Source organism: Aeromonas bivalvium (genome assembly GCF_046078285.1).
In the GTDB taxonomy this organism is placed as follows: Bacteria; Pseudomonadota; Gammaproteobacteria; order Enterobacterales; family Aeromonadaceae; genus Aeromonas; species Aeromonas bivalvium.
Genome location: NZ_JBGXBV010000010.1, coordinates 45804 through 59823 on the forward strand (window position 1 = coordinate 45804; position 14020 = coordinate 59823).

Below are 14020 nucleotides of genomic sequence, written 5' to 3' on the forward strand. Positions count from 1 at the left end.
GTTACTCCAGAGTGCGCCGCGTCTTGCGGGCGGTGAGGATGAGCCAGAACGCGGCCAGCAGCAGCAGGCAGAGTCCGTTGACCAGCAGGATGGAGAGCACGTTGCCCGCCTGATAGAGGGTCTGCAAGGAGCTGGCGAAGTAGCGGGCAGGAATGAGGTGGGTGATGGCCCGCAGCAAAGGCGGCATGCTGGCGATTTCGAACACGAAGCCAGAGAGCATCATGGCCGGCAGGAAGGCCGCGGTCAGGGCCGCCTGGGCGGCGTTGAACTGGCTGCGCATCACGGTGGAGAGGAAGAGCCCGAGCCCGAGGGCGCTGCCGAGAAACAGGCTGGTGAGCACGAACAGGGAGATCAGCGAGCCGCGCCAGGGCACCCCCATCACGGCCACCGAGAAGAGCAGGCAGATGAGCATGGCGGCGATGCCGAGTCCGTAGTAGGGCAGCAGCTTGGAGAGCAGCAGCTCGGCCTTGGTCACCGGGGTGGCGAGCAGGGCCTCCATGGTGCCGCGCTCCCACTCCCGGGCCACCACCAGGGAGGTGAGCAGGGCGCCTATGATGGTCATCACCACGGCAATGGAACCCGGCACCAGGAAGTTGCGGCTCACCAGGGCCGGGTTGAACCAGGCGCGGGTGCGCAGCTCCACCGGCTGGCTCTGGGGCTTGCCTTCGCCGAGGAGCCAGCCCTGCCAGATCCCCTGCACATAGTTGGTGACGAAGTTCGCGGTGTTGGGCTCGGATCCGTCGGTGAGCAGGGCGATGCGCGGCGCGCTGCCCCCCTGGCCGGCCAGGGCGCGGGAGAAGCCCTCGTCGATCACCAGCAGGCCCCGGATCTCGCCGCGCTCCAGGCTCCCCAGCAGCGCTTCCTTGCTGGCGCCCCCGTGCACCTCCAGCGCGGTCGAGCCGCGCAGGGCCTGCTCGAAGCGGATCGCCGGCGCCCCGCCGTCGGCGCGCCAGACCCCGAGGCGCAGGTGGTCCACGTCCAGGTTGATGGCGTAGCCCATCACCACCAGCAGCACCACGGGCATGATGAAGGCGACCAGTATACTGCTCGGGTCGCGCACGATTTGCAGGGACTCCTTGCGGCACAGGGCCAGCAGACGGCGGCGGTTGATGCTCATGGTTTCTCCTCGCTGGCCCGCTCGACCAGCGTGATGAAGGCCTCTTCCATGGTGGGTAATGAAGAGGTTGGCAAGGCAGTGGTGGTGTCCTTGGCGGCCAGCCCCTTGAGCTCGTCCGGGGTGCCGAGTGCCAGCAGCCTGCCGCGATAGATGAGGGCGATGCGGTCGCAATACTCCGCCTCGTCCATGAAGTGAGTAGTGACCAGCACTGTCACCCCGTGGTCGGCCAGGGCATTGATGTGGGACCAGAACTCCCGTCGGGTCACGGGATCGACCCCTGAGGTGGGCTCGTCGAGAAACAGCAGCGGCGGCTCGTGCAGCAGGGCGCAGGCCAGCGAGAGACGCTGGCGCAGGCCCAGCGGCAGGGATTCCGCCTTCTGATCGAGCCAGGGGCCGAGGGCAAAGGTCTCCACCATGGCGTCGATGCGCGTCTGCTGGGCACGGCCGAACAGGCCGTAGATACCGGCGAAGAACGACAGGTTCTGGGCCACGGTGAGCTGCTTGTAGAGGGAGAACTTCTGGGCCATGTAACCCAGATGCTGGCGCGCCGCCGACGGGCTGCGGGCGAGATCGATGCCGGTCACCAGGGCCTGACCGCCGCTCGGGCGCAGCAGGCCGCACTCCATCTTGAAGGTGGTGGACTTGCCCGCCCCGTTGGGGCCGAGCAGGCCGAAGATCTCGCCGCGACGCACCGCAAAGCTGACATCGTCGGTGGCGGTGAAGTCACCGAAGCGCTTGGTGAGGCGGCGCGCCTCGATCACCGCCTCGGGGGAGACGCCCTCGGGCAGACTGGCCTCGCGCATCCCGCTCGCCAGGCTCGACTCCCCGCCCGGCCCGCCGCCGAGCAGATCGATAAAGGCATCCTCCAGCCGTGCTGGCGTCGGCACAAAGGCCCCCTCGGCCAGCCCCAGTTCGCCGAGGGGAGGCGGCACGGCATCGGGGCGCAGCAGCAGGCGCACTCGCTCCCCGGCCACGGCGCCGTCCATCACCGCCGGGTGGGCCAGGGCGCGGCGAAGCAGGGCGCGTCGCTCCCTGCCATCCAGTTGCCCCGCCTCCAGCAGCCAGCAGCGGCTCGCCATGGCGCCCATGAGTGTCGCCGGGGTGCCGCTGGTGCGCACCGTGCCGTCTGCCATCAGCAGCACGTGATCGCACAGCTCGGCCTCATCCAGATAGGCGGTGCTCCAGAGCACCGTCATCCCCCCCTGAGCCAGCTCGCGCACCATCTGCCACAGGGCACGGCGACTGATGGGGTCGACCCCGACCCCGGGTTCGTCCAGCAGCAACACCTCGGGCTGACCGAGCAGGGCGCAGGCGAGCCCGAGTTTTTGCTTCATTCCCCCAGACAGCTTGCCCGCCGGGCGGGCGGTGAAGCGGGCGAGATCGGTGAAGGCGAGCAGCCGCGCAAAGGTGGGCGTGCGTTCCGGCTCCAGTACGCCACGCAGGTCGGCATAGAGGGTGAGATTCTCCAGCACGCTGAGATCTTCATACAGGCCGAACTGCTGGGGCATGTAACCGAGGCGCTGGCGCAGGGCATCCCCTTCTTGCACAGGATCGAGGCCGAGCACCCGGCTCTGCCCCGCCTCCGGCACCAGCAGGCCGGCCAGCAGGCGCAGCAATGTGCTCTTGCCTGCGCCATCGGGACCCACCAGGCCCGTGATGCCGCCGCTCGGAATGGTGGCCGAGATGGCGTTGAGGGCCACCCGCTCGCCAAAGCGCTTGGTGAGCCCCTCGAGCCGGATGGCGACGCTCATGGTGCCAGCCTGACGGTGACCGGCATCCCCTGGCGCAGGGCAGAGTCAGGATCCTGCACGACTATGCGCAGCCGGTAGACGAGGTGAGTGCGCAGATCCGGCGTCTCCACGGATTTGGGGGTGAACTCGGCGCTGGGGGAGACGAAGCCCACCACCCCCTGATAGGGCTGGTCCGGCCGCGAGTCGGTAGTGAGGGTCACCTTGGCGCCGCTCGGGAAGTGGCCGAGCCAGGGCTCTTCCACATAGGCGCGCACCCAGACCGGGGTGGTGAGCGACAGGTTAAAGGCGGTGGCACCCGCCTGCACCATGCTGCCCGTCTCCACGGCGCGGGTGAGGAGGATGCCGTCGCTCGGGGCTGTCAGGGCCGCATCCGCCAGCGCCAGTTCGGCGCTGGCCAGTGCCGCTTTGGCCCCTTCCAGCTCGGCGTCGGACTGGGCTATCTCCTCGGGGCGAAAGCCGGTCTCGAGCTGGGCCAGCTGCTCGCGGGCGGCACTTACCTGGGCCCGGGTCTGATCCCGCTGGGAGCGGGCGCTGTCGAGCTGGCCGCGGGAGATGGCGCCGGTCGCCGCCAGGGCGCTCTGACGACGCCACTGCTGGTCGGCCTCCAGGGCGGCGGCCTCGGCGGCTGCCAGTGCGGCCCGGGCACGGTCCGTCTCTTCGCTGCGATACCCCTTGTGCATCAAGGTGTTGGCAGCACTGAGCGCAGCCAGGTTGGCCCGGGCGCTGTCGCGGCTGTGGATAAGCGGCGCCGGATCGAGGCGAGCCAGCAACTGGCCTGCTGTCACTTTGTCCCCCTCATCGACCAGCACCTCGCTGACCCTGCCGCCGACTCTGAACGCCAGGTTCACATCGCGGATGTCGACGTTGCCGTAGAGGATGGAGCCATCGGCCGGGCGCCCCTGCCACCAGAGATAGCCACCGATCAGGGTCAGCAGCAGAGCCACGATTGCGATGCGTTGCTTCATAGGGATGTTCCTTGAGGGTGGCTCTGCCACCCGAGGTCGCCACGGAGAACGGCCAGCAGCAGAGCTGTAATGGCAATGCGTTGTTTCATACCGCTTCTCCTTCCTGCATGTCGGTGGGGCGCAGGCCGCGCAGGGCCCATGTCAGTCGTTGCCGTGCGGCCTCGGGATTGTCTATCTGGGAAAGAAAGGGGGCGGCTTCCGGGGGTAGCCAGTCGAGCTGGCGACCGCTGCCGGCGATCACCAGGGGCAGGCCCACCGAGCCCATGATGAAGATCATCAGCTGGATGGGGTGGCCGGGCACCAGGGAGCCTTCCGCCTGCGCCTTCTGAACCTGCTCGAGCAGCAGCAGGGGGTGGCGGCGCGGCAGGCTCAGCAGAAAGCGCTGGGCGGCGCTCTCGCCAGCCAGGGCATCGCCAAACAGGTGGTTGATGAAGCCGCGCTGGCGCGCCACCAGTCCGATCAGTGCCTCCACGGTCGCCTCGAAGGTGGCGATGGCCGAGGGGTAGGAGCCCTTGGCCGCCACCGCCTTGAGTTCGTCATAGAGTGGGCTGTACCAGAGCTCCACCAGCTCGTCGATAAAGGCGTCGCGGTTGCCGAAGTGGTAGACGAAGGAGCCGAGGTTCACCCCGGCCGCCGTCGCCAGCTCGCGTACCGTGAGGCCGCGCAGCCCCTTGTCGGCGGCGAGGGCAAGGCCGGTATCGAGCAGCTTTTGACGGGTCGGGTGCATCTTGCTGTTGTCCTGTGACTGAAGTCGTGCAGATTTAGACCTGATTTATACGTATGTATAAATCATCGGCGAAGAATAAGGAAGATCTTTTTTTGAGCAGAGTTCGGCGGGAATGAACAAGAGCTGCACTGCTGCGTGAGGGGGTTGGGGAAATAAAAACGCCTCCACGGAGGGAGGCGTTTTCATCGGGAGGGGCGAGCTTACAGGATATGAAACCGCTTGGGTCTTCGTCCTCGATCGGTCTGTGGCAGGATTAAACCGCTCGGATCCTCGTCCTCGATCGGTCTGTTCCAGGATTAAACCGCTCGGCTCCTCGTCTTCGATCGGTCTGTTGCAGGATTAAACCGCTCGGATCCTCGTCCTCGATCGGTCTGTTGCAGGATGAAACCGCTTGGAATCCCAACCTTCGACCAGGCTGTTATAGGATATAACGGCTCAGATCCTCGTCCTCGATCAGGGCACCCAGGTGGGCGTTGACGTAGTCGGTGTCGATGACGAAGGTCTCGCCGGACTTCTCGGAGGCGTCGTAGGAGATGTCTTCCATCAGCCGTTCCATCACGGTGTGCAGACGGCGGGCACCTATGTTCTCGGTGCGCTCGTTGACCTGCCAGGCCGCCTCGGCCAGACGGCGGATACCGTCCTGGGTGAACTCGATCTTGACCCCTTCGGTGGCCATCAGGGCCTGGTACTGATCGGTCAGGGAGGCGTTCGGCTCGGTCAGGATCCGCTCGAAGTCATGGGTGGTGAGGGCGGTCAGCTCGACCCGGATCGGCAAACGACCCTGCAGCTCGGGGATGAGGTCGGACGGACGGGCCACCTGGAAGGCGCCGGAGGCGACGAACAGGATGTGGTCTGTCTTGACCATGCCGTGCTTGGTGTTGACGGTGCAACCCTCGACCAGGGGCAGCAGATCGCGCTGCACCCCTTCGCGGGAGACATCGGGGCCCGAGCTCTCGCCGCGCTTGCAGATCTTGTCGATCTCGTCGAGGAAGACGATGCCGTTGTTCTCGACCGCGGCAATGGCCTTCTGCTTCAGCTCTTCCGGGTTGACCAGGCGGGCCGCCTCCTCTTCGATCAGCGCCTTCATGGCCTCCTTGACCTTGATCTTGCGCTTCTTCTTCTGCTGCTGGCCCAGGTTCTGGAACAGCCCCTGCAGCTGGTTGGCCATCTCTTCCATGCCCGGCGGGGTCATGATGTCGACGCCCATGGGGGTGGCGGCCAGATCCAGCTCGATCTCCTTGTCATCCAGCTGACCTTCCCGCAGTTTCTTGCGGAAGATCTGGCGGGTGTTGGAGTTGTCGGCCTTCTCCTCCTCGCCCCAGCTGTTGCGCGGGTTCGGCAGCAGGGCGTCGAGGATGCGCTCCTCGGCGGCTTCCTCGGCGCGGTATTTCATCTTCTCCATCTCGGTCTCGCGCACCAGCTTGATGGCGACATCGGTGAGATCGCGGATGATGCTGTCCACTTCCTTGCCCACATAGCCCACTTCGGTGAACTTGGTCGCTTCCACCTTGATGAAGGGAGCGTTGGCGAGCTTGGCCAGACGACGGGCGATCTCGGTCTTGCCGACCCCGGTCGGGCCTATCATCAGGATGTTTTTCGGGGTCACTTCGTGGCGCATCTCCTCAGAGAGCTGCATCCGGCGCCAGCGGTTGCGCAGGGCGACGGCCACCGCGCGCTTGGCATCGGCCTGACCAATGATGTGGCGGTCCAGTTCGTGGACGATTTCTCTCGGGGTCATCTCGGACATGATGGGATTCCTGTGTCGGGGGCGGCGGCGTGGCCGCCCCTGGAGAATGGGGGCGCTTACTTGGCGCTGTAGTCCAGCACTTCGATGGTGTGGTTGCCGTTGGTGAAGACGCAGATGTCGCCCGCAATCTTGAGGGACTTCTCGACGATGGCCCTGGCATCCAGATCTGTGTTTTCCAGCAGGGCGATGGCGGCGGACTGGGCGAAGTTGCCGCCCGAGCCGATGGCGATCAGATCGTGCTCCGGCTGCACCACGTCACCGTTGCCGGTGATGATGAAGGACTTGTGTTCGTCGGCCACCGCCAGCAGTGCCTCGAGGCGGCGCAGGGCGCGATCGGTGCGCCAGTCCTTGGCCAGCGCCACGGCGGCGCGCTCCAGGTTGCCCTGGTGGGCCTGCAACTTGGCTTCGAAGCGCTCGAGCAGGGTGAAGGCGTCGGCGGTGCCGCCGGCGAAACCTGCCAGCACCTTGCCGTTGTAGAGGCGATGAACCTTGCGGGCGTTGCCCTTCATGACGGTGTTGCCGAGGGAGACCTGGCCATCACCGCCGATCACGACCTGGCCGTTGCGGCGGACGGAAACTATGGTAGTCACTTTACTTACCTCGCTTTAGCCGAATGACGGCCTGACTGTGCATGGAGGAAAAGATGGGGATGGCAAACGGGCTTTTCAAGCCTGTGCCATGCACGGATCGCGGAGGAGGGATCGGGCGAGGACAGGATGGCGCCAAAAGAAACAGGGCCGGGTGTTGCCACCCGGCCCTGTGAATGCGCGGCGCTCATCAACCCTTTCTGGAGATGCAGCCGCTGATGCCGGAGCCTTGCAGCTTGCGGTTGGCCGCATCGACGGCGGCCTTGCCGTTGAAGGGGCCCACCATCACCTTGTAGACGGTGCCATTGGCCCCGTTCACCACCTGCAGGCTGGAGGAGAGACCGGCGCCGAAGGCGATGCGCGCCTTGAGGGATTCCGCGGAATCCTGGGAGCGCAGGGCGGCGCACTGCATCATGTAGCGCCCCGTGTCTGCGCTCGCCGTCGGGGCGGGCTGGGCCTTGGCGGCCCGCTCCCGCTCCAGTTCGGCGCGCAGCTCCCGCTCCATCCGCTCCCGTTCTGCCTTGCGATCGATCACCTGCACCTGGGCGCTGGCAACCGGCGCGCCGGTCGGCTTGGGCGCTACCTGGCCAATGGGGGTGCCCGGCTGGGGTATGCTGGTCGCAACCGGCTTGGCCAGCTTCTCGGGCTGCAGGGTCAAGGTTGCCGCCGGTGGCGGGGGCAGTACTCCGGGCTGGGGGGGCGGCTCTATGATGTCGACCTGCTTGTTCTCAAGCCGCTCGATATAGCTCCACTTCTCCTGGGGCAGTTCATGTCCCTTGGCTTTTGGCTTGTTGGCGCGCACCTGCTCTTCGATGGTGGGGGCGTCATCCCCCTTGCCATTGATGAGGTAGAGGAAGGCGCCAAAACCGGCGACCAGGCCCCCCGCCAGCAGGACGGGGATCAGCGGAAAACGGCGGCGAGGCGGCGCCTTCTTGGCGTTACGACCACCGGCCCGTCTCCGCGAGCCACTCCCGACATAATCCCGTGTCGCCATGAATTACATGCGCTCCAGGGTGTGGATACCCAGCACGCCCAGGCCCAGCTTGAGTACCTTGGCGGTGGCGGCGCACAGCAGCAGGCGGCTCTGACGGTCTTGGGGGTCGACCCCGTCCTTGTTGATCGGGCAGGCTTCGTAGAAGGTCATGAAGTTGCCGGACAGCTCGTACAGGTAGGTACACAGCAGGTGGGGCATGCCGCGCTCGGCCACGCCGTTGACCGCGTCGGAGAACTGGATAAGCTTCTGGGCCAGGGTCAGCTCGGCATCCTCGTTGAGCTGGACGCTGCCGCCGAGCTGGGTGGCATCGACGCCAGCCTTGCGGAAGATGGACTGGATCCGGGTGTAGGCGTACTGCAGGTAAGGGGCCGTGTTGCCTTCGAACGACAGCATCAAATCCCAGTCGAAGATGTAGTCCGTGGTGCGGTTCTTGGAGAGATCCGCATACTTGACCGCCCCCATGGCGATGGCGTGGACCACCTCGGCCTTCTCGTCGGCGGACAGATCGCTGTTGCGGCTCTCCAGCAGGGCGCTGGCGCGCTCTTCCGCTTCGTTGAGCAGGTCGACCAGCTTGACGGTGCCGCCGGAGCGGGTCTTGTAGGGGCGGCCGTCCTTGCCCAGCATCATGCCGAAGGCGTGGTGCTCGAGGGGCACGGATTCCGGCACATAGCCCGCCTTGCGGGTGATGGTCCAGGCCTGCATCAGGTGCTGGTGCTGACGGGAGTCGATGAAGTACATGACCCGCTCGGCGCCCAGGGTCTCGTAGCGGTACTTGGCACAGGCGATGTCGGTGGTGGTGTAGAGGAAGCCGCCATCGCTCTTCTGGATGATGACCCCCATGGGCTCGCCATCCTTGTTCTTGAACTCGTCGAGGAAGACCACGGTGGCGCCCTCGCTCTCGACCGCCAGCCCCTGGGCCTTCAGGTCGGTGACGATGGCGGGCAGCATGTCGTTGTACATGGACTCGCCCATGATGTCCTTGTTGGTCAGGGAGACATTGAGGCGGTCGTAGTTGCGCTGGTTCTGGGCCATGGTCATGTCGACCAGCTTCTTCCACATGGTGCGGCAGTACTCATCGCCGCCCTGCAGCTTGACCACATAGTTGCGGGCGCGCTCGGCGAAGGCATCGTCTTCGTCATACAGGCGCTTGGCCTGGGTGTAGAAGGCTTCCAGATCCTTGAGCTCCATGTCGCTGGCGTGCTCGTTCTCCATCTTCTCCAGATAGGCAATCAGCATGCCGAACTGGGTGCCCCAGTCGCCGATGTGGTTGGCGCGGATCACCTTGTGGCCGAGGAACTCCAGGGCGCGGGCCGCCACGTCACCGAGGACTGTGCTGCGGATGTGGTGCACCGCCATCTCCTTGGCCACGTTGGGGGCGGAGTAATCCACCACCACGGTTTGCGGCGTCGGCAGCTTCACGTTGGCGTTGGCGCTGGCCACCATGGCATCGACCTGACCGGCCAGCCACTGCTGGTTGAAGAAGAAGTTGATGAAACCGGGGCCGGCGATCTCGACCTTGGCGACGAGGTCCGAGGCGGGCAGGTGTTCTATGATGGCCGCGGCCAGCTCGCGGGGGTTCTTGCCCGCCGGCTTGGCCAGCAGCATGGCGAGGTTGGTGGCCAGGTCGCCGTGAGCCTTGTCCTTGCATCGATCTACCAGCACGCGGGCTTCCAGCTCCGCCGGCAGGATGCCAGCGGATTTGAGATTGGCTACCGTCTGTTCAAGTAGATGATGAATATGCTCTTTCATGACTGACCACCGAGGTTATGCGTCGAAATATGACTGATATATAAGGGCGTGAATTTTACCCGCATCGGGCCGAGAAAACTATAGGAATGACCCTCCACTGCCGGGGCGGCGGATATTTCACTGTGTGGTGCGCAGGTTTGCAGAATATTGCGTTGTCGTCTGCGACTTAACCATTTCTACTGCATATGGAAGCGGCTTGTCCAGGCTATTTTCCCCTAATAGAAACAGGGTTTTTATTCCCACTTGGTCTGAATGATCTGGCCCGTTTCTGTAGTCGTATCAGAAGAAGGCACACGAAACTGGATACCGACATGCAACTGGCGCTCTTCCCCCTCTCTGCTCATCTGCTGCCCGGCGGCGTCATGCCCCTGCGCATCTTCGAGCCCAGGTACCTGCGGATGATCGCCGAGGCCCAGACGCGGGAGTTCGCCCTCTGCATGCTGGATCCCCGCCAGCCCGATGCCCTGCGCAACATGTACCCCATCGCCACCCGGGTGCGGATCATCGACTTCGATCGCCTGCCCGACGGCCTGCTCGGCATCAAGGTGCAGGGGGTGGAGCGGCTGCGGATCCGGGATCTCTGGCAGGAGGGAGATGGCTTGAGGGTGTGTGACGCGCAGCCGCTGCCGCCCTGGCAGGGTGGTCGCCTGCCGCAGGATCAGCGCAATCTGGCCCAGGCCCTGCGGGAGGTCTTCAGCGACTACCCCGAATATGCCGCCCTCTATCACGAGCCGGCCTGGGACGATGCCTGCTGGGTCGCCCAGCGCTGGATCGAGGTGCTGCCCATTCCGGCAGAGCAGAAGCAGTGGCTGATGGCCTGCGAGGATTACCGTCCCGCCCTGCGTCTGCTCAGCAACCTGCTGGTGACCAGTCACTGATCCTGCCAGGCAGGGTGATCCGGGTCCCGTTTCCGAGCGTATAGCTGGATACGTTCCCATTCAGGGTTAGGCGCCATGGCATATACTGGCCAATCACAATCGGTTCACAGCAGGATCTCGCCCCAGATGGACACAGCCCCAGGCTCCCCGGATCTGAAGACTCAGCTGATCCGGGTCGCCGAGACCGCCGACAAGGTGGCCTTCGCCGCCCTGTTCCACCATTTCGCCCCCCGGATCCGTCACTACGGTCTGCGCCATCTCGGCAGCGAGGCCAATGCCATGGAGCTGGTGCAGGAGACCATGCTGCTGGTATGGCAGAAGGCGCGCCTCTATCACCCGGACAAGGGGGCCCCCAGCACCTGGATCTACACAGTGATGCGCAATCAGTGCTTCGACATGCTGCGCCGCCGTCGTGCCAGCAAGGAGGAGCTCTGCGCCGAAGATCTGTGGCCCATGCTGGAATTCCGGGCCCAGGAGGAGTGCTTGAGCGGCGGTGAGGATGCGGTGCTGACCCGCCAGATGGCGCATCATGTCGGCGAATTGCCCGAGCCCCAGCAGCAGGTGGTGCGCGGCATCTATCTGCAGGAGCTCTCCCAGCAGGAGCTGGCCGACAGGCTCGGCGTGCCCCTTGGCACCATCAAGTCCCGGCTGCGGCTGGCATTACAGAAACTGAAAGAGCAAGTGGAGCAAGGCCATGATTAAGATCCATCCGAGCGACCCCATGTTGCGCGCCTTCGCCGCCGACGAGCTGCCCTTGCCCCTGGCCGTCGGGGTGGCCGCCCATTGCGAGCTCTGCCCCGAATGTGCCCTGCGCCTGCATGGCTGGGAAGAGGAGCTGGCGAACGCCTACCTGGTGGACGATGCACCGACGCAGTCCGCGACGAGGGACGAGCCCACCGAGGCCGGGTTTGATGCCATGCTGGCGGACATACTGGAGCAGCCGGTGGCGACGGTGGCCGATCTCGCCCGGACAGCGCCCCCTCCGCCCGTCTTGCAGGTAGGGGGTCACTCATACCGCCTGCCCCGGGTGCTGGCCCGCCATCATGCCCCCAAATGGCGCCATATTGGCGCCATCCGCCAGCACAGCCTGCCGCTGGACGAGATGGGCGCTCGCGCCAGCCTGCTCCACATCGAGGCCGGTGGTCGCATCCCAGAGCACACTCACCAGGGCTATGAGCTGACCCTGCTGCTGGCGGGCAACATGCAAGATGGTGACACCTGCTATCAGGCGGGGGACTTCATCTGGCGCGATGCCCGTCACGCCCACAGCCCGCATACGCCAGACGGCTGCCTCTGCTACACGGTGCAGGATGCCCCGGTGCAGTTCACCAAGGGGCTGTCACGGCTGCTCAACGGCATCAGCCAGCACCTCTACTGAGCCGTGCCAGGCGACAGAAAAGTCGGGCAACAAAAAGGGACCATAAAGGTCCCTTTTTTCATGAGGCGATCCCTCGGGATCAGGCCACGAACACCAGGTAGACGGCGAAGGCCACCACGAAGCGGTAGATGGCGAACGGGATGAAGTCGAGGCGACGGATCAGGGCCAGGAAGGTCTTGATGGCGACCATGGCGACCACGAAGGCGGTGACGAAGCCCACCGCAAACATGGGGAAGTCGGCCATGGAGAGGAAGTCGCGGCTCTTGTAGAGGTCGAGGCCGCTCGCCGCCATCATCATGGGCACCGCCATGATGAAGGAGAACTCGGCCGCAGCGTGGCGGCTGATGCCCATCAGCATGCCGCCGCTGATGGTGGCGCCGGAGCGGGAGAAGCCGGGCCAGAGGGCCAGACACTGGAACAGGCCTATGCCGAACGCCTGCTTGTAGCTGATATCGTCCAGGGTTTCGGAACGTACCGCCGGGCGGAACTTTTCGGCGATGATCAGCAGTATGCCGCCGGCCACCAGGGCGTACATCACAGTCTCTGGGCCAAACAGATGGGCCTTGATCCAGCTGTGGATGGCCAGCCCGACGACCACGGCGGGCAGCATGCCGAGCATGACATGAATCAGTGTCAGGGTGGCTTGGCCCTGGGTTGGTTTCTGGCCGAAGTGGATGCCGATGAGGCCGAACAGGCGGCGCCAGAACATGACCACCACCGCCAGAATGGAACCCAGCTGGATCACCACCTCGAAGGTGGCGGCCTTGGGCCCTTCGAAGCCCAGCAGATGGCCGACGATGATCATGTGGCCGGTGGAGGAAACGGGCAGGAATTCGGTCAGGCCTTCCACTATGCCCAGCACGAAGGCGACAAACAGGGCGTAGGATTCGGTCATGGTACAGATCTCTTGATTGATGGGAGCCGGATAAAATCAGCCCCGAGCAGGATCGGGGCGGCCAATGATGGCGGAAAATCCCGCGGGCAACCAGTGAATATTGGGGATTTCAGCGCCCTGTCCGGGCCGGGACAGGGCGTTGGCGGGCCATGCAGGGCGCGGCTGGCAGCATGTTGTCCGCAGCCATGACGGCCCCGTCACCTTCTGACATGGCCGCCAAGCCCGGGCCGCCCGTCACGCCAGCAGCGCCAGGATCTGCTGTTGCAGCGCCTCGTCCAGCGGCGGCTGCCTCAGGGCGTCGACGGCGCTCACTATCTGTCGGGGATGGCTGGCGCCGATCAGGGCACAGCTCACCACGGGATCGCGCAGTACCCACTGCAGTGCCAGCTGTGACAGGGATTGGCCCCGTTGTTGCGCCAACACGTGCAGGACGCGGACAGTGACGAGCCTCTCTTCGGTGATCTGATCGGGCTTGAGGAAGGGGCTGGCACTGGCGGCGCGCGAATCCGCCGGGATCCCCGCCAGGTAGCGATCGCTCAGCAGGCCTCCCGCCAGGGGCGAGAAGGCGACCACCCCCATCCCCTGTTCGCGGCAGACCGGCAGCGTCTGCGCCTCGATGTCGCGCTGGAACAGGGAATATTTGAGCTGGTTGACCAGGCAGGGGGTGCCGAGCTCGGCCAGCCGGGCGGCAGCCTTGGCCGCGAGCGGGGCCGGGTAGTTGGAGAGGCCGACATAGAGCGTCTTGCCCTGGCGCACCATGAGCGCCAGCGCCTGGCAGGTCTCCTCCAGCGGGGTACGGGGATCCGGCCTGTGGTGGTAGAAGATGTCCAGGTAGTCGAGGCCGAGGCGGCGCAGGCTCTGGTGCAGGCTTGCGAAGAGGTACTTGGCGCTGCCGCCGTCGCCGTAGGGGCCGTCCCACATCACATAACCCGCCTTGCTGGCGATGATGAGCTCGTCTCTGTAGGGGGCCAGGCTGCCCTTGAGCAGCTTGCCGAAGGTCAGCTCGGCGGTGCCCGGCGGCGGCCCGTAGTTGTTGGCGAGATCGAAGTGGGTGATCCCGAGATCGAAGGCCTGATGCACCATGGCTTTCGCCGTGGCGGGATCGCTCCCGGCGCCGAAGTTGTGCCACAGACCCAGACCGATGGCGGGCAGGCACAGGCCGTGGCGACCCGCGGGGCGATAGGCCTGGCGCTGGTACCGATCCGGCGCGGCGAGGTAGCTATCATCCATAA

The 14020-nt window shown here is 65.2% G+C and carries 13 protein-coding genes; 3 read left to right on the forward strand and 10 right to left on the reverse strand.

The features are described 5' to 3' along the window. Window position 1: 1 nt before the first annotated feature. From ACEUCR_RS17775 to argS, 8 genes are all read right to left on the reverse strand, one after another. On the reverse strand, window positions 2–1117 hold the full coding sequence (locus tag ACEUCR_RS17775; protein WP_408791681.1) for an ABC transporter permease: 1116 nt from the start codon (window positions 1115–1117) through the stop codon (window positions 2–4). Then, window positions 1114–2868 (reverse strand): ATP-binding cassette domain-containing protein, encoded by a 1755-nt coding sequence (locus ACEUCR_RS17780; protein WP_408791683.1) that lies wholly within the window; start codon window positions 2866–2868, stop codon window positions 1114–1116. Before ACEUCR_RS17780 ends, ACEUCR_RS17775 begins: the two co-directional genes overlap by 4 nt. After that, entirely contained in the window at window positions 2865–3833 is a 969-nt protein-coding gene (gene hlyD, locus ACEUCR_RS17785; RefSeq protein WP_111874248.1) for a secretion protein HlyD, read from the reverse strand. The genes ACEUCR_RS17780 and hlyD overlap by 4 nt, the downstream gene beginning before the upstream one ends. 85 nt (window positions 3834–3918) lie before the next feature. Further along, window positions 3919–4560: a TetR/AcrR family transcriptional regulator gene (locus ACEUCR_RS17790; RefSeq protein ID WP_408775623.1), complete on the reverse strand. Its 642-nt coding sequence runs from the start codon at window positions 4558–4560 to the stop codon at window positions 3919–3921. Window positions 4561–4978: 418 nt separating this feature from the next. Further along, window positions 4979–6307, reverse strand: coding sequence for an HslU--HslV peptidase ATPase subunit (gene hslU / locus ACEUCR_RS17795; protein WP_005328414.1), 1329 nt, complete (start codon window positions 6305–6307; stop codon window positions 4979–4981). A 56-nt stretch (window positions 6308–6363) separates the two neighbouring features. Further along, a complete protein-coding gene (gene hslV, locus ACEUCR_RS17800) occupies window positions 6364–6897 on the reverse strand; it encodes an ATP-dependent protease subunit HslV (RefSeq protein ID WP_111874246.1) in 534 nt (177 codons plus the stop codon). 187 nt (window positions 6898–7084) lie between these two features. Continuing rightward, the gene (locus ACEUCR_RS17805) at window positions 7085–7888 is read right to left on the reverse strand and encodes an SPOR domain-containing protein (protein ID WP_392445476.1); all 804 of its coding nucleotides are present in this window, start codon (window positions 7886–7888) and stop codon (window positions 7085–7087) included. 3 nt (window positions 7889–7891) lie between these two features. Continuing rightward, window positions 7892–9637: an arginine--tRNA ligase gene (gene argS, locus ACEUCR_RS17810; RefSeq protein ID WP_111874244.1), complete on the reverse strand. Its 1746-nt coding sequence runs from the start codon at window positions 9635–9637 to the stop codon at window positions 7892–7894. Window positions 9638–9948: 311 nt separating this feature from the next. Between argS and ACEUCR_RS17815 the strand changes: the two genes are divergently transcribed. From ACEUCR_RS17815 to ACEUCR_RS17825, 3 genes are all read left to right on the forward strand, one after another. Beyond that, complete coding sequence (locus ACEUCR_RS17815; protein WP_041997975.1) at window positions 9949–10515, forward strand: LON peptidase substrate-binding domain-containing protein; 567 nt, start codon at window positions 9949–9951, stop codon at window positions 10513–10515. A 126-nt stretch (window positions 10516–10641) separates the two neighbouring features. Then, on the forward strand, window positions 10642–11217 hold the full coding sequence (locus ACEUCR_RS17820; protein WP_041997974.1) for a sigma-70 family RNA polymerase sigma factor: 576 nt from the start codon (window positions 10642–10644) through the stop codon (window positions 11215–11217). After that, complete coding sequence (locus tag ACEUCR_RS17825) at window positions 11210–11893, forward strand: ChrR family anti-sigma-E factor (RefSeq protein WP_041997972.1); 684 nt, start codon at window positions 11210–11212, stop codon at window positions 11891–11893. Before ACEUCR_RS17820 ends, ACEUCR_RS17825 begins: the two co-directional genes overlap by 8 nt. Before the next feature lie 79 nt (window positions 11894–11972). On the opposite strand, the gene bacA is transcribed toward ACEUCR_RS17825, so the two are convergent. After that, window positions 11973–12788, reverse strand: coding sequence for an undecaprenyl-diphosphate phosphatase (gene bacA / locus ACEUCR_RS17830; protein WP_041997970.1), 816 nt, complete (start codon window positions 12786–12788; stop codon window positions 11973–11975). A gap of 234 nt (window positions 12789–13022) precedes the next feature. Further along, window positions 13023–14018 carry an aldo/keto reductase gene (locus tag ACEUCR_RS17835; protein WP_408791686.1) on the reverse strand — a complete coding sequence of 332 codons (996 nt, stop codon included), beginning with the start codon at window positions 14016–14018 and terminating at the stop codon, window positions 13023–13025. Between the last annotated feature and the right edge of the window lie 2 nt (window positions 14019–14020).

Coding starts and splice junctions, on each gene's coding strand:
- ACEUCR_RS17805 (WP_392445476.1), bottom strand. CDS start 7,888: ATGGCGACACGGGATTATGTCGGGAGTGGCTCGCGGAGACGGGCCGGT.
- ACEUCR_RS17780 (WP_408791683.1), bottom strand. CDS start 2,868: ATGAGCGTCGCCATCCGGCTCGAGGGGCTCACCAAGCGCTTTGGCGAG.
- argS (WP_111874244.1), bottom strand. CDS start 9,637: ATGAAAGAGCATATTCATCATCTACTTGAACAGACGGTAGCCAATCTC.
- ACEUCR_RS17835 (WP_408791686.1), bottom strand. CDS start 14,018: ATGGATGATAGCTACCTCGCCGCGCCGGATCGGTACCAGCGCCAGGCC.
- ACEUCR_RS17825 (WP_041997972.1), top strand. CDS start 11,210: ATGATTAAGATCCATCCGAGCGACCCCATGTTGCGCGCCTTCGCCGCC.
- ACEUCR_RS17815 (WP_041997975.1), top strand. CDS start 9,949: ATGCAACTGGCGCTCTTCCCCCTCTCTGCTCATCTGCTGCCCGGCGGC.
- hslU (WP_005328414.1), bottom strand. CDS start 6,307: ATGTCCGAGATGACCCCGAGAGAAATCGTCCACGAACTGGACCGCCAC.
- ACEUCR_RS17790 (WP_408775623.1), bottom strand. CDS start 4,560: ATGCACCCGACCCGTCAAAAGCTGCTCGATACCGGCCTTGCCCTCGCC.
- bacA (WP_041997970.1), bottom strand. CDS start 12,788: ATGACCGAATCCTACGCCCTGTTTGTCGCCTTCGTGCTGGGCATAGTG.
- ACEUCR_RS17820 (WP_041997974.1), top strand. CDS start 10,642: ATGGACACAGCCCCAGGCTCCCCGGATCTGAAGACTCAGCTGATCCGG.
- ACEUCR_RS17775 (WP_408791681.1), bottom strand. CDS start 1,117: ATGAGCATCAACCGCCGCCGTCTGCTGGCCCTGTGCCGCAAGGAGTCC.
- hlyD (WP_111874248.1), bottom strand. CDS start 3,833: ATGAAGCAACGCATCGCAATCGTGGCTCTGCTGCTGACCCTGATCGGT.